Below are 20,589 nucleotides of genomic sequence, written 5' to 3'. Positions count from 1 at the left end.
ATAATGAACACTCCTTTGCAGTACGGTGTCGGCAGCTACACAATTTAGAAACTGCAACTCTGTTGCCTTACACGAGGGGTCCCTACGGCACTAACTCTGCACGCACTGAAAACAACGGGCTTGTGATGCAGGTCGCTAGCTGAATTAAAGATGAGGCAAGTAAAAGTTTTTCTAATTTAGGCTTTCTATATCACAAACTCTACGGACTGTCAAAAAATCACGTAAGATTGAAGAATTAATTCCCGCTAAATGGCAGGTCAGAGAGCTTACTTCTTTCTTTCAGATCCCCACTGAGACGTCTCCCCTTCGAATCGATAAATCTCCTGCCAATCCCGAGCGTACGGCGTCACTTCCCACGCTCATCCCCCCCGGTGCAAATTTTGAGATCAACCGAGCCGATGTTCAAGTTAGGTACAGCTGAAAATGAAATCGACATTCCATTAGTGCGTCACCAGACAATTTTTAACATCAAATTCGGCAACTTGGACAAGACGACAGCTTCGCACAGGATCTGGCACAACTAGTGTAAACCCCAGGACAGATCTGAAAAAGAGGAGATCAGTCATGGCATACCTGGGCGCATTAGTTTTTATCCTTAGTTTGCTCATCACAGGGCTTCCGGCACACCCCGCAAACGCTGCTGAATGGTTTCACTCGGGAAGCGCAGGCAAATGCGAAGAGTGCCATCTCTCTGCCAGGAATGACGAGGCGGCCGATGCAGCAACAGGTACGAGTTCGGCCGTCCGCGCGGTAGGCTCGAAAAGTGGCAAAGTCATGTTACGTGGTTCAGATGTCAGTTCTACCTGCCTGAGGTGCCACGAGGCGCCCCAAGGCGTCTTGCAGACTCAAGGGCATTATGTATCCTCCCCCAACCTCGGGCAGGGACTGGCACCCACCCAGCTTACCCCCGGTGGCGACTTCGGCTGGCTGAGAAAAAATTTCCAGTGGCAGGCTAAAGATGGTGGACAGGAACGCAGCTCGGGCGACCGGCATGGACACAACATAGTTGCGGCAGACTACGGCTACTCCGCCGACGCCATCCTCAGAACCGCACCTGGCGGAAGCTTTCAGGCCGCGAACCTCTCCTGCACCAGCTGCCACGATCCGCATGGCAGGTATCGCCGTGACGTGAACGGGACCATCTCTACCGCAGGGCCCGCCGTTGTCGGTTCCGGTTCCTATACCAACAGCACAAATCCGGATTCCAATGCATCGGTAGGTACCTATCGCATGTTGGCCGGCAAAGGATATCAGCAAAAACTATCTTCTGGCAGCGCGTTCATTACCGACCCCCCCGCGGCAGTTGCTCCGGTCAACTACAACCGATCCGAAGCCATGACCGATACGCGTGTTGCCTACGGAAGCGGCATGTCCGAATGGTGCCAAAACTGCCACGGGAACATTCACAGCAGCGAGGGAGCCCGCTCACGGCAGCACCCGGCGGGCAATAACGCCAGGCTCTCGGCAGACACCACGAACAATTACAACTTTTACGTAGCGTCGGGCAACCTGACTGGCAGACAGGATACCGCCTATACCTCGATGGTACCCTACGAGATGGGAACGGACGACTTCGGTGTATTGAAGCAGGTTGCCAACAGCAACGGCTCCAACCTGAGCGGGCCGGATGGAAGTGGGAACGTCATGTGCCTGTCGTGCCATAGGGCCCATGCCTCCGGGTGGGACAGCATTACCAGGTGGAATAACCAGGCGACCCTGCTGGTGTCTAACGGCAGGTATCCAGGGATTGATAACGGCGCCTCAGCAGACGACGCGCAGGGACGCACCGAGGCGGAAACCAGGAAGACATTCTATGATCGTCCGGCAAGCCGCTATGCACTTTTCCAGAGGAGCTTGTGCAACAAATGCCACGCTAAGGATTGAAACGAACGGACGAGACTGGGGAGTGCAGACGAGCCGCGAAGATTGTTTCCGCGGCTCGTCACGTGTTGCAGCGGATCAGTTGGCCATTTCTTCGCAGACCAAGCCCTCTTTATCACACACGTTTAAGCAAATTGTGTTGCCAATATCATCAAGGTAGCATTGCCGTGTGACCATGGCGCATTTCTTGTAACAGTTGACAATCATGGTAACATTTGCGTCTTTGTCTTTGTTACCAAACTCGATCGCGGCGGAGGGATCTCGTTTTTTCATAACAGGCGGGGGTGTTTGTTTGGCAAGCACCTCACCTTTCAAGTCGATGATACTTTTCTTGTCAGTGGATATTTTCGCCTTGTTCTGCTGCAGCATTTCAACCAGAGGGATCATGTTTATCTTGTTTCCGGCAGCGAAACAGTTGATGGGACCCAGGACAGCCCCGCCACAACAAAGAACAACAACCAGCCTGCTTGCAAAGTTCATCTGGATATCCTCCCGCAAATCAGTAATGAGCAACCGTCTGCTAGGCTGCGGCGCCTCCCACCGGCCTACCGGCTATCGGATGGCAAACACCTTATAGCACAGAACAGGGGCGGATTGCTCCTGAGAAAGTTGTGCATCTGGCCTTTCGGAACGCGACAGCGGCAATCCTGGGTGTACTCGAGAGATAATCTGCTTGAATTTTTGACACAAAGAGGATAAATTCCCAGCTTAATTCGGGAGTAACTGCATCCGGAGACCCAACCCAAAAGGAGAAGTTAGATGAAGAGTTTTTCCAAAGCGCTGCTGGTCGTCTTGGCCCTTACCATCCCTACTGTTTGCTTCAGCGCCGACACGCCCGCGCATTCTGAAAAGGCTGCACCCGGCAAGATCACCAAAGTAAGCGATCTCTACAAGAACAAGGACTCGCTGGATAAGAAGCAGGTTACCGTCAAAGGGAAGGTCGTCAAGGTTTCCTCCGGCATAATGGATCGCAACTGGATACATATCCAGGACGGCAGTGGCAAAGCCGCCACCAAGGACAACGACCTCACCGTGACCACCTCCAAAGATCTCCCGGCAGTCGGGCAGACGGTGACCATCACCGGCACGTTGACCAAGAATAAGGATTTCGGAAGCGGCTATTTCTATGCAGTTATTGTGGAAGGCGCTACTGTAAAATAAATTCCGCCATTGTTTTGCGTGCCAAAAGCCTCCTGCTCCGACAGGGGGCTTTTGGCGTTACACTCCTTGGGTTGCCTTAACCTTTAATGTGATGAGAGAAGGCGCAATGAACTCGCTTCTACTAAAAGTAATGTCTGCGCTTGCCATGGTGGCTGTGGCTTCAAGTTCCGGGTTCGCGGAGTCTTCTTCCAAAAATCTCATTCTTACCGGTGAGCTGGGGGGCTTTTTGCCCGGCGGGGCAGAGCACATAGACCCCGCGCCACAATTCGGGCTCAAAATCGGTACATCAATCACCGACCTCATCACCATTGAATCCGGCATCAGCTTCACTCCTGCAACCTCTACGAGCGGGCTTTCCTCCAATTTCTCTCAGCTACAGTTGGAGTTCCTCTATCAGTTCCTGAAAAAGGACCAGTGGCGCCTGTATGGTGCAATTGGGGTGGGGGGAACATTGGGCAGCGGGGCCGTTAAAAGTGGCGCAAACGCTGACTTCGGGTTGGGAGCATTTTATTTTCTGTCCGACCGTCTGGCCTTGCGAAGCGACATCCGCGATGTCATCGAAGTTGCCAATATTGGCAACAACCTGCTGGTAAGCGCCGGGGTCTCCTACTTCTTCGATTTCAACACTCCAAGCCAACCGGTTTCTCTTAGCAGGTACCGAGCACTCTTGCAGTTTCCCCGTGCCGTACCCCGTGTTGTCGCACAGCCAGTCACCCCCGTTCCGCCACCTGCCCCGCCTGTAGAGGCAGCGCTGCCAGCCCCGGAACCGGAACTGAGCTCTGCACAGCTTGCGGTTAAGAAAGCGCGAGCAGCTCAACCTACTGTGGTTGCGGCAGTTCCGCCTCCTGCCGCACCTGCAGTTCCTGCTGCTCCAGTTGCACCTTCAGTTCCTGCGGCACCTGCTGCACCTCCTCTGGTTAGCGTCTCCGGCATGTTCTATGACTCCCCGGTATTCGTCAACTATGGCGTACCGGTAGTGTTCCCGCACAAACCCGAACCGGCAACGCCGCCTGCTGCGCCCAACTCGGTAGTACGGCTGACCAATGTTCCGCTAGCGGTCACTCCGCCTGCGGTGGCTCAGGTGGCTGCGCCTAAACCGGAGGCTATAGCACCTCCGGCCCCTGCCCAGGTTGCCGCGGCGCCAGTGAGCCCGCAACCTACCGAGCCTGTGGCCCCGGTTGCCGCACCGGTGACACCTCCGGAACTGCCGATCCCCGGCCGGGTCGAGGTCTATTTCGCCAGCGACAGTTCGGTCATACCGAGCAAAGACCGCGAGAAACTCGATGCCATTGCGACATGGCTTAAATCGGCGGCAGGTAGCAAGGGTGTCATCGAGGGACACACCGATAATTCCGGATCCCTCACCCATAACTTGAAGCTGTCGCGCCAGAGGGCAGAGCACATCAAACAACTGCTCATCGAAAAAGGTGTACTGGCTGAAAACCTCTCCATCGTGTATTACGGACCGAGCCGTCCGGCCGCCCGTAACAACACCAAGATCGGTCGGGGCCAAAACCGGCGGGCGGTCACCATTGCCATCAAAAAGCCGGCCCCCTCACCCGCTCCCACCACCCCTGCGGTTGATGCAGCGTTGCCGGCAGCGCCGACGGCTGCCACCCAAACACCCGTTCCGGTGGCGGTTCCGACAAACAAGCCTGCCCCCACTGCAACTCCGGGCGGGCAAGCGGATGCCTCCGTAGGTTCGGTCCCGCAGCAGGTGATCTATACTCTGGTGGTCGGCGAGTCGGTTGTGAAATCGGCATTGGCTGAGGTAGGCAAGAAGCTGAAGAGTACTGGAATCCAGCCGGTGCTGGAACTGGGGCCCAAAAAGCAGGAGCAACGGACACGTCTCTTCGTTGGGGAATTTTCCAGCCAGGAAGCGGCAAAGAAGGAAGTCAGCAGTCTCCGCGCACGTAAAATCAGTGGTTTCTTCTTGATGAGTGAAGGGAAGTTCCAGGTCTATGCCGGTTCCTTCTCGGACGAGAAAGGTGCCGAGCGGGAGCGTCTGCGCATGGTGGCCCTGGGCGTGCAGCCGACTCTGAAACCGGCGGTAGTGCCTATGCAAACCTACCTTTTGACGGTCGGAAACTTCCCCTCGCGCGCAGCCGCGGAGACCAGGGTGCAGGAACTGGAAAAACAGGGGGTGCCGGCAACGGTGATCGAGCGTTCGGCCCCGGAGAAAACCCGGTAGAAATAGGACAGGTCGAACTACTAGGTAGGCGGTGTAGCAGGTAGGAACAGAGCATCTCCAGATGCGTCGCAGACCGATGATGGATTATCTTGGCAGTAACCAGTATGGCGGTAGCACAACAGGCCGCGGTGCGCCCTCCTAGGGCGGTTCATCCGCGGCCTGCGCTGTAAATGGAGGTTTCGCTTACTGTCTACCGGCAACCTGCACCGGCTGCGTTTCGGCGAGTTCCTGCTGTTTGGCACTGCGCATCAATGCCACGGATTCCTCCTTATTTTGCGGCACCCCCCATCCCATACTGTACATCAAACTCAGGTAGAACTTCGCTTTAGCGGTGTTGCACTTCTTGAACTCTACCGCCGCCTCGGTGTAGCGTTGCTCGCGAAAGGCGCTGAGGGCTGAGTCAAAATCGGCATGTGCCGCAGGGACTGAGACGACGATACCGGAAATACCTAAAAAGAGTGCCAGGACCACGTTTTTCATCTGCCACCTCCAGTGGGGTTGTGCCGCACAACCAGGATTTTGCAATGGCGGTGCCAACGGACCAGACGAGGTAACTAATCGTTTTTATGCACTTAAGCAACAGCACCAGTTAACAAGTGCCTCATCACCTCATGAACATCCAGTACATCCGCTGGTGGCTATTTCACCGTTTTTTCGGGAGATTCAGTAGAAACAACGGATGTGCAGATTAAGTGCAGCATTGTTTCAGGAGAACGACAAGGATGAAAAGATTTCTCGATACGCAGGTCTACCCGCATGCCGTTACGGTCTCGGCTATCTTTGCCCTGACACTGGCCGCCTACCTGCACATCCTGGGGAACCACTTCCAAGTCTTCTGGGACGACGCCATGTATGTCACGGCAAATGAGGCAGTGCGTGGGTTCTCGCTTTCACACCTGAAGAGCGCCATTATCAGCAACTATGCCGGCAACTTCACGCCCCTGCACATCATCTCCTACATGCTCGATTACACCTTCTGGGGACTTAACCCCAAGGGATTTCTCCTGAGCAATATCCTGCTCCATGCTGCAAACGGAGTCCTCCTCTACTCGCTCCTCATCAGACTAGGCTGGCCCAGGCTGGCAGCTGCCTTTTCTGCCTTGGTCTTCTGCCTCCACCCGGTTCAGGTCGAGTCGGTTGCCTGGATCTCCGAGCGCAAGAACCTGCTGGCCATGTTTTTTTCACTGCTGTCGTTTTCCGCCTACCTTTCCTGCCGGCACAAGCGCTGGGGAGAAGCTAAGGGAATGTATTTCCTGAGCTTGGGCCTCTTCATCCTTGCTCTGTTGTCCAAGTCGATAGCCGTCGTGGTCCCTTGCCTGTTTCTTCTGTTCGATATCTGCTTCGAGGATACGTCCGAACGAATCCCCTCTCTGGTAGCGAAGATCCCCTTTTTCTTAGCGGCGCTCCTGATAGCCTGGATAACTATCAAGTACCAATCGCATGGGGATGTGCCAGGTATCGGAGGCGGGCGAGTTGGCTACCATGGCGGGAGCCCTCTTAATACTGCGCTGACCATGCTGACGGTCCTGGTGCGCTACGTGGGGCTCCTGGTATGGCCAACCAAGCTCAGTGCCATGTATGACCCGCCCGTCAAGACGGGAGTCGACCTCGCTGTACTGTCTGGCGGTCTAGTTTTTATCCTGCTTCTTGTCACGGCAATCGCACTGTATCGGAGAAACCGCGAACTTTTCTTCTGGTACGCCGTCTTTTTCCTCGGATTGTTGCCCGTCTCCCAAATTATTCCCATAACCACGTTGATGAACGACCGCTATCTGTACTTCCCGATGCTCGGCGCAGCACCGTTTTTCGGGTGGCTGATTTTTCGTACCTTGGCGCGCATCCAGGGTAGCCAGGTCGTTGCTACGGCAGTTGGTGCAGTCATAGTGGCTTCCTGTTTCGGTCTCAGCTATGCCAGGGGGCCGGTGTGGGAGAACGACCTGACACTATGGAGCGACGCGGCAGCAAAAGCTCCCAACCACCCGATTGCCCTGTACGGTAAAGCTCAAGCCCTTCAAAATTCGGGGAACCTCGAGGCGGCTCTCCCCCTGTACCTCCGCGTCCTGAGCCTCAATCCCAAACACCCTGACAGCTTGATTCACGTAGCTGCCCTGTTTCGCTCGAAAAACGACCCGGTTAAGGGGCGCCCCTACCTGCTCGAGCTCACTCGTTATTACCCTAATTTTTCCCGGGGTTTCCTGGACTTGGGTAACAACTACTACCTGACTGGTGAATTCGACGCTGCAGAAAAGGCGCTGCGCCAAGCTTTAGTACTGGAACCGAAATCGGCTGAAGCGATGACGCTTTTGGGGACACTGTATCTGAGGACTAAAAAGTTGGATGCTGCCAGGGAGTGTCTTGAGGGAGTGGTTTCGCTGGGGACGACAGACGCGAATATCGAGTACAATCTTGCCTGCGTGGAATCGCTAAGCGGAAGGTCTGCTAAGGCTCTCAAACATCTTCAAAACGCGGTGAGGCTGGGGTTTGTGAACACGGCTGAAATGGAGCGGGATCCTGATCTCGCTGCGGTACGGTCCCTTCCCGAGTTCATGAGCACCATACGTTCTCCGCGGTAATGGTTCCTCACAGCACACCATGGAAAATCGACAGTCCGAGCCGTACGGTCTTCAGTTGAACCGCGATCCGACTCCCGCCTGACGGGCCCTGTTCTTTTTTTGCCCGCCTTCCCACTTCGCATCCCAGTTGGATGACCCGCCGTACAATCTCCTCTTTATTTGGCGAGAGAACAGACAGCTTCCCAGAGCCGGAAACTGATGGTACCTTGCGGCATCTCGGAAAAGACGGGAGCATCGATCTTCTCTTGCGAGGTCACCTCTCCGGTCGTTGCAACAATTTGAGCCGAGAGCAGCTTCTCCAGTGGCTGGGGACAGTAGAATTCGGTTTCACTGACCACGGTGAACACATGCACATCGTCGACCTTCGAGATGATGCGAGTTCTTACCCTTTTGGTTGAGGGGGAGATGGTTTCGAGGCTAGACTTACTGTACTCGGCAGACAGTCGGGAGTCTGCCGGCCCGACCTGGGTCCACTCCTCGGCGTGTGCTGCTGCAGAGAACGATGCAAGGGCAATAACTGCCAGGATTCCGCGCATTACAACTACCTCCCTTTCAAGACCATTGTGCCGTGATCCAGGATTGCGCAGGACCAGCTGGGGACATTCTCACACGGCATGAGCTGCATTTAGCACCCAAGCCGTGTGTAACATCGCCTGTTACGTCTCCGGGTAGTCGGAGAGGGCAAGGAAGGTTTCTTTGAGCTCAAACCCGAAGATGGCGAACATCCTCTCGGCGAGTCGGGAGGTAAGCAGTGGAGGGTAAAGCGGCACGGCCAACCGGTAGATCAGGTCCAAAAGGCCGTCATGGGGGTTTTCCTCGAGAAACAGGGCACCATACTGCAAGACCGGCGCAAAAAGCAGCGCCTCCTCCATGATGGCGTCGTCCTCGCTAAAGTAAGGGAGGATCATCTCAAGCGAGAAGCAAAGGCCGGTGCCACCTGCGTCCTCGGAGATGCTCAGGAGCACTTCATCCTGCGGCGAGCCGTACTCCCGGGCCTCGGGGGAGAGGTCTCCTGCGGGGAGCACCAGCACTTTGCCGTGCACCGGGTCGATACCGTAGGGTGAGTTCCGCTTTTCCAGAAAGCGTTCCAGAGCCTGGTAGCTGCGGGCCTGCGATCTTCCCATCCCCCGGTAGAAGGCGGGACGGAACACATCACGCCGCAGGATCAGTTCCTCCAGCGGGATGAACTCCTGTTCGCCACCTGCAGGGCGCGCACTCCTGACCTCGGCATTGTTAACGACCAGTTTCAGGTGCGACATCTTGCGCTCGTCCTTGTCCTTTTTCATCTAACCTACGTCCCTCCGGGTGGCTCAACATCTCTAGATGTAATACACCCCTGAAGAGACGGGTGTCAAGCAATCCCTCAGGCGCCGGCAACCACGCGGCCGTCGCGGATATGGATGGTCCTGTCCGCGAAGTCGCAGTTCTCCGGATTGTGGGTCACCATGACGATGGTCTGCCCTTCTTCGTTGAGCGCCCGGAACAGGTTCATCATCTCCAGGCTGGTTTTCGAGTCCAGGTTCCCAGTGGGCTCGTCGGCGAAGAGGATCTCCGGCCGGTTCACCACCGCACGCGCGATGGCGACCCGCTCCTGCTCGCCTCCCGAAAGGGCGTTGGGGAGCCGATCGGCCTTGGCACCCAGCCCGATGCGCTCCAAAGCCTCCCGGGCAGCAGCCACTTTTTCCCCCTTTTTCAAGGGGGCGATGGCCAGCGGCAGCATGACGTTCTCCAGCGCCGTCAGGTACGGAATCAGGTTGAAGGACTGGAACACGAAGCCGAGCCTCTGGCTGCGAAAATCGGCGCGTTTTTCACTGGAGAGCGCATAGAGATCGACCCCCGCCATCTGCACCGAGCCTTGAGAGGGGTGATTCAACCCGCCCAGCACCGAAAGGAGTGTGCTTTTGCCGGAGCCCGACTGCCCCATGATGGTGATGAATTCACCTGATTCGATACTGACGTCGACACCCTTGAGCGCCTCGACGGTCTCGTCGCCGCTTTGGTAGCTTTTTGCCAGGTTGCGTACTTCGATTAAAGCCATGGTAAGGTCCTCTTAAAACCGGAAGTCAGCCGGTCCACTTCGTGGTTCGTGCAATCCGGCTGGTCCGGAAATTTCGTTACAGTGCCCTGAGCGCCTCGGTCGGGTCCATCTTGCTTGCGTGCAGCGCCGGATAGAGGCTCGCCAGGAGCGCCAGGGTGAGCGAAAGCCCCAGCGAACCGAAGGCCACCAGGCTGTCCCAGACCAGCGCCACCTGCTTCCCTTCCGCCATGAAGGGGAGCGCGATGCGTGCCCCGCCAAGTCCCGCCCCAAAGCCGAGCAGGCCCGCCAGAAGCCCCACCACCGTCGCCTCCAGGAGGATGATGCGCATGATGTGACTCTTTCTGAACCCGATGGCGCGGAACACGCCGATCTCGGTGGTGCGCTCGTTCACGCTCCCCATCATGGTGATGAAGACGATGAGCGAACCGATGAAGACCACCACGCCGGCCATGGCGTACGAGAAGCGGCGGAACTGGTCCAGCGCCTTGAGTCTCCCTTCCACCACCTGCTGGATCGCGCTCACCTTGGCCTCAGGGAGCTTCTCCGCGATCTGCAAGACCATGTCGCCGATCGGGCACCCCGAGCAGAGCGCTGCCACCTCCACGAGGTTCAGTCGTCCCACCTTGCCCAAAAGCCGCTGGGCTACCGGAAGCTGCGCGAAAACCAAAGAGTCGTCCTGGCTGCCAGTCTGATCCAAGACGCCGGTTACCTTGAAGCTCTCTCCCTTTATCTGCACCGAGTCGCCAGTCATCACGTTAAGGACTTTGGCGGCTTCGCTACCCAAGAGGAGCTCGTGTTCGCCCTTGGGCGCCTCGCCGAAAAGCTTCCACCACTGCTTAAGCTTCAGTTCCTTGTCGAATTGTACCCCGACCAGCAGCACCGGGTGCCCGGCAATCTGCACTCCACCCAGCACCTTGGGGGCCACCGCCGAGATGTTCTTGCCGTTTTTAATGGTGGAGATCTTGGCCAGGTCCGACTCGAGGATCTCCTTTTGGTCGAAGCTCACACCGCCCAGGCTGATCCCGCCATAGTTCATGGAGAGCCCGTTTTGCTGCGGAGTGATCAGGATGTTGGCCCCAAACTCGTCCATCTTGCGTTCGATGTCGCCGGACATCGACTTAGTGAGCGTGACCAGGGTGACGATGGTGGCGATCCCCACGGTAAGGCCAATGGTGAGAAACGCCATCTTCGCCTTGCGCCGTCTCAGGTTATTGAAAGAGATGTTGTGCAGTTTCATAAGAGGATTGTTCCTTGAGCTACAAACTGATTACCGGCTGATAGCCAAGACCGAATTAGAAGAACCTGCCACCCGTCTTAAGATCGGCCACGCTGATGGTCACGCTCTTGGCATCCACCTTGGCCGGCAGGTACGAGGGGTTGCAACCGCCGCCGGAGGCCGCACCGATACGGTTGATAGCAAACTTCTGGTTGCAGTTTTTGCACTTCATCTGGTCCCCGGCCTGCTCGTAACCCTTTTTCTCTTTGAAGCAAACGTCGCAGGCGTCGAAGGCGGTGTGCAACTGACCATCGCTCCCTTTCACGATGAAGAAGGCGAGATCCTTGCCGCCATCCGAGATTCTGTAGAAGTGGGCGTTGCCGTCACTCACCTTGGCAACCGGGATAGTGACCACCCCATTGGCCGGCTTCACCTTCTCGAATTTCCCCATGCCCGGGAGGCTGAATCCGAAGGCAGCCGTCACCAGCGCCAGCACCGCAGCCCCGATCGCCAAACCAATCTTCACGCCGTTTTTCTTGTTTTCCATGCCCCTACTCCTTGTTGTGTGATGACCTTTGTCGCTATGTCGTCAGTGAGTGAAAATCCAGAAAAGACCCAGTCCCCAGTCCCTGCCGTTACGCCGTTACTTCCCTTTACACCCATCACCGCCACAGCAGCCTCCCGTTGCAGCACTCTGCTTACCGACATCCCTCCCCACCAGTTTCCTGAACTGGTCCGGGGTGAGAACCGTCTGGACGGTGCTCGCGTAGCCGGTTGCCGCGACCTTCTGGGCCAGGCGCTCCGGGGCGACCTGCTTCGAATCGTAGCCGGCTATGACCCAGCCTCCGGCCAGGTCCACCTCGGTAGCTGCCACACCGCGCTCAGTCTGCAGTGCCTTGGAAACCTTAGAGATGCAGGCGCCGCAGGTCATCCCGGTGGTCTTCAGAACCACTACCGAATCGGCCGTGGCACCGATGCGCACGAAAAAGGCACAGACACCCAGGATGACCAGGACCACCAGCAGCAGGCAGGAATTGAGGATTTTGTTGTTCATGGTTTCTCCCCAGAAGCGGCCTCTTGCCGCATTCGACCGGCGCCACCAACCGGCGCACCCTGTCCGTTTTACAAGGAGCGTGCCACGACCTCATGAGAGCTGTAACCGCATGATATTGTTTTTCTCCGTGAAAATACCAGCAGTTTTCGCTATAGGAGTTGGAGAATATCCAGCAGCAATTCGTAGGATTTTCCACACCCCCCGTTGTGCTTGAGCTGCGCACGACATGCCCCACAATGAACAACGAAGGGGACTGGCACCTGCGGAGTCAGTTCCCACGCACTCCGGTAGGGCAAGATCCAGCTCGAAAAAAATCCCATGCGGCCGACGACGGCGACATGGGATTTTTTTTGTTCCTGCGGGAATCGCGAACCAGTTTTTTCAAGAGTGCCGAATTACTTCACGGTGTACCAGAACTTCGCGGAGCGGGTCTTGCCATCTTTGAGCTGGAACTTGGTCATGACGCCGTACTTCCCTTTCTTCGACAGGTCGAAGAAGGCGCCGAACTCGCCGTGCATCGCCATCAGGTCCTTGGTCTGCTCGCCCTTGTCCGGAGCAATCACCTTGAGTTTCGCCTCCCCTTCGGTGAGCGCCTTGCCGGTCTTGGCATCTTTGAAAATCACCGCGATGTAGTGGCTTTCGCCTTTTTGCAGCGGCATCTCCATCTTCATAGCCTTCATGGCTTCCTTGGCACCCTGGATCTTGAAGCTCACCTTGACGCCTTCCACCACCTCTTCATGCGCCATGCCCGAGGCGTGACTCGAGTGGTCCATGTCCATACCGCTGTGATCCATAGCCAGTGCCGGAGCCGATAGTGCAAGGCAGGATGCCGCCAGAATGAGGGCCAGTTTCTTCATGTTGTTTCTCCTTTGGGTGAGTGTGATCTGTCTCATTGCCTTGATGGAAAATGGCAGAGCCAAATTTAGTCTGTCATAGTGCCAGTTGGTCGATGCACAGCCAGAGAATTGTGCCAAAGCACCTAGAGTTGTCAACACAAAGAGCCGCCACTCCCACAAAGAAGTGCCGGCCCTTATGTTCTTCATTGTCAATTGTCAACTATCCATCGTCAATTACAGCTCCTAGTGTTTCATCCCCGAGTACTTCAGCTTCCCTTTCTTCAGGTCATGAATCTTCATCAGCACGAAGATGACCGGGGTCATGATGAGTACGTGCACCGCGGAGGAAATCATCCCGCCGATCATAGGCGCGGCGATCGGCTTCATGACGTCGGCACCGGTGCCCGAGGACCACATGATGGGGACCAGGCCGATAAGCGCCACAGCGACCGTCATCAGCTTGGGACGCAGCCTCAATACCGCACCCTCGAAGGTGGCGTCGTAGATGTCCTGTTCGGTGACCGGCCCCTTCAGGAGTCGCTTGTCCAGCGCCTCGTGCAGGTAGATGACCATGACCACGCCGGTCTCCACCGCGATGCCGTAGAGTGCGATGAAGCCGACCCAGACGGCCACCGACATGTTGTAGCCCAACAGCTTCACCAGATACACCCCGCCCACCAGCGCAAAGGGGACCGAGAGCATGACCATGCTCGCCTCCAGCGCCGAGTGGAAGGTGAAGTAGAGCAGGATGAAGATGATGAAGAGTCCCGCCGGCACCAGGAGCTGCAGCCTTGCCTTGGCGCGCACCTGGTTCTCCCACTGGCCGGACCAGGCGACGTAGTAGCCCGGCGGCAGCTTCAGCTGCTTCTCCAGGACCGTCTTCGCCTCGCCCACGAAACCGCCCATGTCGCGGCCACGCACGTTGAGGAACACGATGGAGCGCAACAGGCCCCCCTCCGAGTTGATCTCCGGCGCGCCGGTCGACATCTTCAGTTTGGTCACCAGGGAGAGCGGCACCTGGACCGGAGCCCCGTCGGCCCCCATGCCCGAGATGAGCATGCGCCGGATCGAGTCGATGTTGTCGCGGTAGTCGCGCAGGTAGCGCAGCCGGATCGGGAAGCGGTTGCGGCCGTCCACCGTGGTGGAGAGCATCTCGCCCCCGAGTGCCGTGCTGATCACATCCTGGATGTCCCCCACCTTGACGCCGTAGCGCGCCGCAGCCTCGCGGTCGATATCGATGTCCAGGTAGTAGCCGCCGGTGACCCGCTCGGCAACCACGTCCGCTGCCCCCGGGACTGTCTTCAGGATCCCCTCCGCCTGCACCGCCAGGTCCTTCAGAACGTTCAGGTCGTTGCCGAAGATCTTCACGCCGAGGTCGGTACGCACGCCGGTGGAGAGCATGTTGATCCGGTTGATGATCGGCTGGGTCCAGCCGTTACGCACCCCGATCTGCTGCAGCTTGCCGTCCAGCTCGCTAACGATGTCCGCCTTGGTGATCCCCGGACGCCACTTCGCCTTGTCTTTCAGGATGATGATGCTCTCGAACATGGAGACCGGCGCGGGGTCGGTGGAGGTCTCGGCGCGGCCCACCTTGCCGAGCACGTGTTCCACCTCGGGAACGCTCATGATGACCTTGTCCTGCACCTGGATGAGACGTTTCGCCTCGTTGATGGAAACGTTGGGGAGCGTGACCGGCATGTAGAGGAGACTCCCCTCGTCCAGGGGCGGCATGAACTCGCTACCGATGCTCATGAACATCGGAATGGCGATGGCGAGGGCCACCAGGTTCAGGAAGATGGTGGTCTTCTTCCACTTGAGCACCCAGCGGATCACCGGCGAGTAGAGCTTGATGAAGAAGGTAGAGACCGGGTTGGCGCTCTCCGGCGGCATCTTGCCCCTCATGAAGAAGTACATGAGCACCGGCACCAGCGTAATGGCGATGAAGGCGCTCCCCATCATCGAGAAGGTCTTGGTGAAGGCCAGCGGATGGAAGAGCTTTCCTTCCTGCCCTTCCAAAAGGAATACCGGCACGAAGGAGAGGATGATGATGGCCAGCGAGAAGAAGATGGCGCGTCCCACCTGCTTGGCGCTGTTGATGATCACCTCGAGGCGCTTTTCCTTGCGCTCCTCCTCGGGCATCTCGGAGAGGTGCCGGTAGCAGTTCTCCACCATGATGACCCCGGCATCCACCAGAACGCCGATGGCGATGGCGATCCCTCCCAGGCTCATGATGTTCGAGGTGACCCCCATGAGCTTCATGGTGATAAACGACATGAGCACCGCGATGGGGAGGGTGAGCACGATGACCAGGGCACTCTGGAAGTGCAAGAGGAAAACCAGGATCACCAGCGAGACCACGATCGACTCTTCGGTGAGTGCGTGCTTCAGGGTCTCGATGGCGCGCTCGATCAGGTCGCTGCGGTCGTAGGAGACCTTGATCTCAACGCCCGGCGGGAGCCCCTTCTGCAGCGAGACGATCTTCTCCTTCACCCGGTCGATGACATCCTTGGCATTTTCGCCGTAACGCATGACCACGATGCCGCCGACCGCCTCGCCATCGCCGTTTTTATCGAGCATCCCGCGCCGGATGGCGCCACCCATCTGCACCGTGCCGAGGTTCTTCACGTAGATCGGCGTGCCGCGCATGTCGGCTCCGACCACGATATCTTCGAGATCCTTGGGCGACTTCACGTACCCCTTGCCGCGGATCAGGTACTCGGCGTCGGCGTGCTCCAGGAGCCGCCCCCCCACGTCGTTATTGGAACGCTTGATGGCCTCCATCACCTGCCCCGCGGTCACCTTGTAGGCGAACAGGCGGTTGGGATCGAGGTCGATCTGGTACTCACGCACGAAGCCGCCGATGGAGGCCACCTCCGCGACGCCCGGGACCGTGTTCAGCTGGTAGCGCACGAACCAGTCCTGCAGCGTGCGCAGCTGTTCCAGGTCGTACCCTTTCCCTTCGATGGTGTACCAGAAGACGTGTCCGACGCCCGTGCCATCGGGACCGAGCGTCGGCACAACACCCGGCGGCAAGAGCGATGCCGCGTAGTTCAGGCGCTCGAGGACGCGGGTGCGGGCCCAGTAGATGTCCGCCTTGTCCTCGAAGATCACGTAGATCATGGAGAAGCCGAAGGCCGAGGAGGCGCGTACCGCGCGTACCTGGGGGAGTCCTTGCAGGTTGACCGCCAAGGGGTAAGTGACCTGGTCTTCCACCACCTGCGGCGAGCGGCCGGGGTAGTCGGTGAAGACGATGACCTGGTTGTCCGAGAGGTCGGGGATGGCATCCACCGGCGTCTTGTAGACCGACCAGACGCCCCAGGCGATGATCAGTGCAAAGAGCATCAGGACGACCACGCGGTTCCTGGCGGAATATTCGATTATTTTCTCGATCATGGAGAACCCTTAAATCCTGAAATCAGACCGTTTCATTACATCTTCATATCATCCATGCTGAGGCCGCCGCCCTTTTTGGGTGCCGGCGCTCCCGGTGCTGCCGGAGCGGGCTGCCCGGCCGGGGCCGGGGCCGCAGGGGTATGCCCTTCGTGGCCGCTGCCGCCCTTGAGCTGGCTCTCCGAGTCGATCAGGTAGCCGCCGGTCGCCGCCACCTTCTCGCCCTGGCTCAGCCCCGAGAGGATCTGCACGTTCTCCCCGACCCGCGCCCCGACCTTCACGTCGCGCGGCTCGAACATCCCCGCATCCTTCTCCACCCAGACCACCTGGCGCGTCCCGGTGTCCATCACCGCCGAGGCGGGTACCGCAAGCCCGGTTCCCAGCGGCGACTTGATGATGGCGTTGACGAACATGTCCGGCTTTAACTTGAGCCCGGGGTTTGCAAGCTCCACGCGCACCTTTACGGTCCGGGTCTTCGGGTCGAGGAAGGGATAGATGAAGCTCACCCGGCCGGAAAACGTCTTGCCCGGATAGGACTGGGACTGGATCGCCACCGACTGCCCCAGCTTCACAAAGGAGAACTCGTTCTCGTAGACCTCGACCTCGACCCAGACGGTGGAGAGATCGGCGATGGCAAAGAGCGGGTCGCCCATGTTCACGTACTGCCCTTCCTGGACGATCTTCTCGATGACGATGCCGGAGAGCGGCGTATAGACGGGGATCCTGATGTTCGGCTCGCCTGATTTCTCCAGGCTGGCGATCTGCTCGTCCTTCACCCCCAACAGTTTCAGGCGCTGGCGTGCCGAGCTCACCAGGCCGTCACCGCCGTGCGAGATGGACTGGATCGGGGAGTTCTTCAGCTGTTCGCGGCTCTTGAGCGCGAGGAGGTATTCCTGCTGCGCGGCCACCAGGTCCGGCGAATAGACGTCGGCTACCGGTTTCCCCTTCGAGACGTAGGAGCCGACCGTGTTCACCCTGAGGTGATCGATACGCCCGGCCACCCAGGCTGTTACCTTGGCCTGGCGGGCCTGGTCGTACTGCACGATCCCCGTGGCCGTAATCTCCTTGGCGAGCGGCACCTTGCCGACCTCCACGGTGGCCACATTGGCCATCAGGCGCTGGGTCGGAGAGAGCGAAACATGGGAGAGCATCTCCTGTTCCTTGGCACTCGCCGCCCCTTCCGCAGGAGCCACCTTCTTGATGAGCTGCATCCCACAGATGGGGCAGGTCCCCGGCTTGTCCTTGATGATGAAGGGGTGCATGGCGCAGGTGTAGAGCTCCTGGCTCTGCGTCGCCGCTGCCTTGGTCTTCTGGTCGGCGCCGTGTTTCTGGTGCCAGAACCAGTACCCGCCACCGGCCGCCGCGGCCAGCAGGATCACCACTACGGGAATTGCCACCTTGTTGTTCACGCTCATCCGCTCGCTCCTGGAACGAGGACCGCTGGTCCTCGGGTCATTGTCGGTACTGTGGGAAAGACGTCAGGTCTTACTGATGTTCTCCGCCGTGGTTCAGATGTTCTCCGTGGCTGGCGCCCTTGGGTTGCTCCGCTGCGGGCGGCTGTTCTTGCTGGCTCACGCCGCCCAGGCTCCCCCCGACCAGCGCCTCCAGTTGCGCCTTCTTCATCTGGAAATCGGCGATCGAGTCGTAGTATTGGTGCTCGAAGTTGTAGAGGCTCACCCGGCTGTCCAACAGGGTGAGAAAGTCCACCTTGTTCACCCGGTAGCCGATGGTCGCCGACTCCAGCGCCTGCTCGGCCTGCGGGATGATGCCGTTTTTGTAGAGGTCAACCAGGCTGCGCCGGCGCTCCATCTGGGACAAGAGCTCGGCGATTCCCGACGAGATGCTGTTGCGGGTAGCGTTCATCTCCTCGGTCGCCATGGTCACCTCGGAATTCGCCTCGGCCACCATCGCCTGGCGCCGCTCCTTGCGAACCGGCAGGTTGAAAGTCACCCCCAGGGAGTACATGTCGGAGCCGTCGCTCCCCATGGCCGGTTGGCGCTGCATGTATTCGAAGGATACGTTGAAGTCGGGGTAGGATTCCTTGCGGGCCAGCGCCTCGGCACCGCGCCCCTTGAGGATCTGGGAGGCCAGCCCCTTGAGCGCCGGCCGGTTCTCTTCGGCAAGCTTCATAAGCTCCGGTGTCTTGGGAACCTCCTGATCGATACCGAATTCCGGAATTTCGCCCACCGGGGTGTCGGCCGGGCGGTATAGCAGTGCGTTCAGCGCGATGACCTGGCTTCTGCGCTGCTGCTCCAGGGTGATCTTCATGTCGAGCATCTTGGAGCGCTCCAACTGCGCCTTGAAGATGTCCTGCTGGGCCCCCTTCCCCACCGAGTACTTTGTTTCGGCAAGCGTGATGAAGGTGTCCATGATGTCAATGTTCTTCTGCAAAAGGTGCAGCTCGTGGTCCACCGAGCCTATCTGGTAGTAGGCCTCCTTCACCATCCGGGTGATTTCCAGCCGGCGCTCGGCATGGGCGAAGTGCTGCGCCTCGGCCTCGTGCAGCGCCACCTCCTCGCGCAGTGTGGTCTTCCCGAAGTAGGGAATCTGCTGCGAGATCCCGATCACCTTCTGGGTCATGGAGTCGCGGGTGAAGTTGAGCGGATCCGTGACGATGCCGTTTTGGATCTTCAGCATGAGCATCGGATCTTCCCAGCTGCCGGCCTGCTTCACTCGGCTCTTGAACATCTCCCAGCGCGAGGCCGAGGCCTTCAGTTCCGGGTTTCCGGTCAGCGCTGTGTCGATCAGCTGGTTCAGATTTTCAGTACGGGGAGTGTGGGGGTCGGCAGCCTGGACGGGCCAGGCGGCGAGCAGAGCAATGAGAAGGGCAGTTGAAACAAACCGGGCGTGCATGGTGACTCCAGGAGAGTGCTTTTAATTAGGAGACAAAGGAGCAATCGTCGTGCCAGGAGCTATCTATCTGAAAATACGAACCGATACAGCCAGCCCGCTCACATTAAGCAGAATATCCTACCGAAGGCTGTTGGATATTCCACAACGAGAGGTGCCAGGAAAACCCTGTTCGCTACTCCTCGGTTTCCGGGGTGACCGGGAGTCGGACCAGGAATGTGGCCCCCTCTCCAGACCCGCCGTCAACCTCGATGGTCCCGCCGTGCCCCTCGATGATCTTCTTGGTGATGGAGAGCCCCAACCCGGTGCCGTTTCCCTTGGTGGTGAAAAACGGCTCGAAGAGCCGCGCCACGGCGTCAGGTGCGATGCCGGCGCCGCTGTCTGTAAAGGCTATCTCCAGGTACCCCTTATCCGGAACGGCGCGTGTTGCCAGACGCACGGTGCCCCCGGCCGGAGAGGCCTGGATGGCGTTCAGGATGATGTTCAAAAATGCCTGGCGCAGTTTCTCGGCGTCCCCGACAAAGGGGGGCAGCGGTGCCGGTTGCAGTTCCAGGTTGATCTTGCTCTGGCGGGCCTGGGCGGAGAGCAGCGTCACCATGTTCGCCAGTTCTTCATTGATATCACAAGCCTTTTTACTCTTCGGCTCCGGCCGGGCCATCTTGAGGAAATCTTCCACCACCCGGTTTAGCCGGTCCGATTCCTTGATCAGGATCTCGAGGAACTCGGCACGGCTCGCCACGGGCATCTTTTCGTCCATCATGATTTCAGCGGTCCCTCTGATGGAGGCAAGCGGGTTGCGGATTTCGTGGGCGAGGATGGCAGACAGTTCACCCAGGGCCGAGAGCCGCTCCGCCCGGCGTAACTGCTCTTCTATCCTGATGATGAGCTCCGACTGGGTCTGCAGTTTCTGGTAGGACTCCTCGAGCCCCTTGGCAGTCTCCTCGAGTTGGGCACGGCGTGCCGCCTCCTGCTGGGAGAGAAAGCCGGTGATCCCCCCCACCACGTTGTAGAGCACCACCTCGAGGTACTTCTCCATCTCCATAGCGATGTGCCCGCCCCACTGGAACAAGATGTGGGGAGCGTAGCAAACCGTCACCAGAAGGGCGCAACCGATGCCGCCGCGAAACCCGAACCAGAAGGCCGAAAGGATAATCGGGATGTAGTAGAGGCGCTGGAAGATGTCGTGCAGCATGGCGAGCCTAAGTGGCGTCGTATAGTGCAGCAGGCTGATCCCCACCACGCAGACCACCAAGGTAACGATCTTCAGTATGTCGGACTTCTTCATGTGACTCCGGGTGCTGTCTTTTTTAATCTTGTACCTTCTGGTTTATATACCAACTCTTCGGCAAATCGCTAGTGGTTTCCAGTATTTTTACGTTCGACCGGTTCGCTCCGACAG

General features: G+C 58.3%; 17 protein-coding genes. 4 read left to right on the top strand and 13 right to left on the bottom strand.

All coding sequences use genetic code 11. From position 1 onward, the window contains the following. The first annotated feature begins 564 nt into the window (after positions 1-564). The gene (locus tag H7688_RS16415) at positions 565-1,884 is read left to right on the top strand and encodes a cytochrome C (protein ID WP_183362267.1); all 1,320 of its coding nucleotides are present in this window, start codon (positions 565-567) and stop codon (positions 1,882-1,884) included. A 75-nt stretch (positions 1,885-1,959) separates the two neighbouring features. Here H7688_RS16415 and H7688_RS16410 read toward each other — a convergent pair whose 3' ends face one another. Beyond that, complete coding sequence (locus tag H7688_RS16410) at positions 1,960-2,361, bottom strand: hypothetical protein (protein ID WP_183362266.1); 402 nt, start codon at positions 2,359-2,361, stop codon at positions 1,960-1,962. 279 nt (positions 2,362-2,640) lie between these two features. Between H7688_RS16410 and H7688_RS16405 the strand changes: the two genes are divergently transcribed. Both H7688_RS16405 and H7688_RS16400 read left to right on the top strand, forming a co-directional pair. Further along, on the top strand, positions 2,641-3,042 hold the full coding sequence (locus H7688_RS16405; protein ID WP_183362265.1) for a hypothetical protein: 402 nt from the start codon (positions 2,641-2,643) through the stop codon (positions 3,040-3,042). Between the two features lie 106 nt (positions 3,043-3,148). After that, positions 3,149-5,233, top strand: coding sequence for an OmpA family protein (locus H7688_RS16400; protein ID WP_183362264.1), 2,085 nt, complete (start codon positions 3,149-3,151; stop codon positions 5,231-5,233). Between the two features lie 183 nt (positions 5,234-5,416). Here the strand turns inward: H7688_RS16400 and H7688_RS16395 are convergent, their stop codons facing one another. Then, on the bottom strand, positions 5,417-5,713 hold the full coding sequence (locus H7688_RS16395) for an SEL1-like repeat protein (RefSeq protein ID WP_183362263.1): 297 nt from the start codon (positions 5,711-5,713) through the stop codon (positions 5,417-5,419). Between the two features lie 242 nt (positions 5,714-5,955). Between H7688_RS16395 and H7688_RS16390 the strand changes: the two genes are divergently transcribed. Next, complete coding sequence (locus H7688_RS16390; RefSeq protein ID WP_183362262.1) at positions 5,956-7,806, top strand: TPR end-of-group domain-containing protein; 1,851 nt, start codon at positions 5,956-5,958, stop codon at positions 7,804-7,806. 155 nt (positions 7,807-7,961) lie between these two features. Here H7688_RS16390 and H7688_RS16385 read toward each other — a convergent pair whose 3' ends face one another. From H7688_RS16385 to H7688_RS16335, 11 genes are all read right to left on the bottom strand, one after another. Beyond that, a complete protein-coding gene (locus H7688_RS16385; protein WP_183362261.1) occupies positions 7,962-8,342 on the bottom strand; it encodes a hypothetical protein in 381 nt (126 codons plus the stop codon). Positions 8,343-8,462: 120 nt separating this feature from the next. Next, on the bottom strand, positions 8,463-9,092 hold the full coding sequence (locus H7688_RS16380) for a hypothetical protein (protein ID WP_183362260.1): 630 nt from the start codon (positions 9,090-9,092) through the stop codon (positions 8,463-8,465). A 77-nt stretch (positions 9,093-9,169) separates the two neighbouring features. After that, positions 9,170-9,844 carry an ABC transporter ATP-binding protein gene (locus H7688_RS16375; RefSeq protein ID WP_183362259.1) on the bottom strand — a complete coding sequence of 225 codons (675 nt, stop codon included), beginning with the start codon at positions 9,842-9,844 and terminating at the stop codon, positions 9,170-9,172. A 76-nt stretch (positions 9,845-9,920) separates the two neighbouring features. Beyond that, on the bottom strand, positions 9,921-11,081 hold the full coding sequence (locus tag H7688_RS16370; RefSeq protein ID WP_183362258.1) for an ABC transporter permease: 1,161 nt from the start codon (positions 11,079-11,081) through the stop codon (positions 9,921-9,923). A gap of 55 nt (positions 11,082-11,136) precedes the next feature. Continuing rightward, on the bottom strand, positions 11,137-11,607 hold the full coding sequence (locus H7688_RS16365; RefSeq protein WP_183362257.1) for a DUF2318 domain-containing protein: 471 nt from the start codon (positions 11,605-11,607) through the stop codon (positions 11,137-11,139). A gap of 96 nt (positions 11,608-11,703) precedes the next feature. Beyond that, positions 11,704-12,114, bottom strand: coding sequence for a heavy-metal-associated domain-containing protein (locus H7688_RS16360; protein ID WP_183362256.1), 411 nt, complete (start codon positions 12,112-12,114; stop codon positions 11,704-11,706). Positions 12,115-12,509: 395 nt separating this feature from the next. Continuing rightward, entirely contained in the window at positions 12,510-12,971 is a 462-nt protein-coding gene (locus H7688_RS16355; RefSeq protein WP_183362255.1) for a hypothetical protein, read from the bottom strand. Between the two features lie 222 nt (positions 12,972-13,193). Then, positions 13,194-16,343 carry an efflux RND transporter permease subunit gene (locus tag H7688_RS16350; RefSeq protein WP_183362254.1) on the bottom strand — a complete coding sequence of 1,050 codons (3,150 nt, stop codon included), beginning with the start codon at positions 16,341-16,343 and terminating at the stop codon, positions 13,194-13,196. 35 nt (positions 16,344-16,378) lie between these two features. Then, complete coding sequence (locus H7688_RS16345; RefSeq protein ID WP_183362253.1) at positions 16,379-17,755, bottom strand: efflux RND transporter periplasmic adaptor subunit; 1,377 nt, start codon at positions 17,753-17,755, stop codon at positions 16,379-16,381. Between the two features lie 70 nt (positions 17,756-17,825). Further along, positions 17,826-19,193 (bottom strand): TolC family protein, encoded by a 1,368-nt coding sequence (locus H7688_RS16340; RefSeq protein WP_183362252.1) that lies wholly within the window; start codon positions 19,191-19,193, stop codon positions 17,826-17,828. 172 nt (positions 19,194-19,365) lie between these two features. Further along, the gene (locus tag H7688_RS16335; protein ID WP_183362251.1) at positions 19,366-20,475 is read right to left on the bottom strand and encodes a two-component system sensor histidine kinase NtrB; all 1,110 of its coding nucleotides are present in this window, start codon (positions 20,473-20,475) and stop codon (positions 19,366-19,368) included. Between the last annotated feature and the right edge of the window lie 114 nt (positions 20,476-20,589).

Source organism: Geomonas limicola (assembly GCF_014193675.1).
Taxonomy (GTDB): domain Bacteria; phylum Desulfobacterota; class Desulfuromonadia; order Geobacterales; family Geobacteraceae; genus Geomonas; species Geomonas limicola.
The sequence above is the reverse complement of the archived record's forward strand: the minus strand, read 5'-3'. Positions and strand labels throughout refer to the sequence as shown.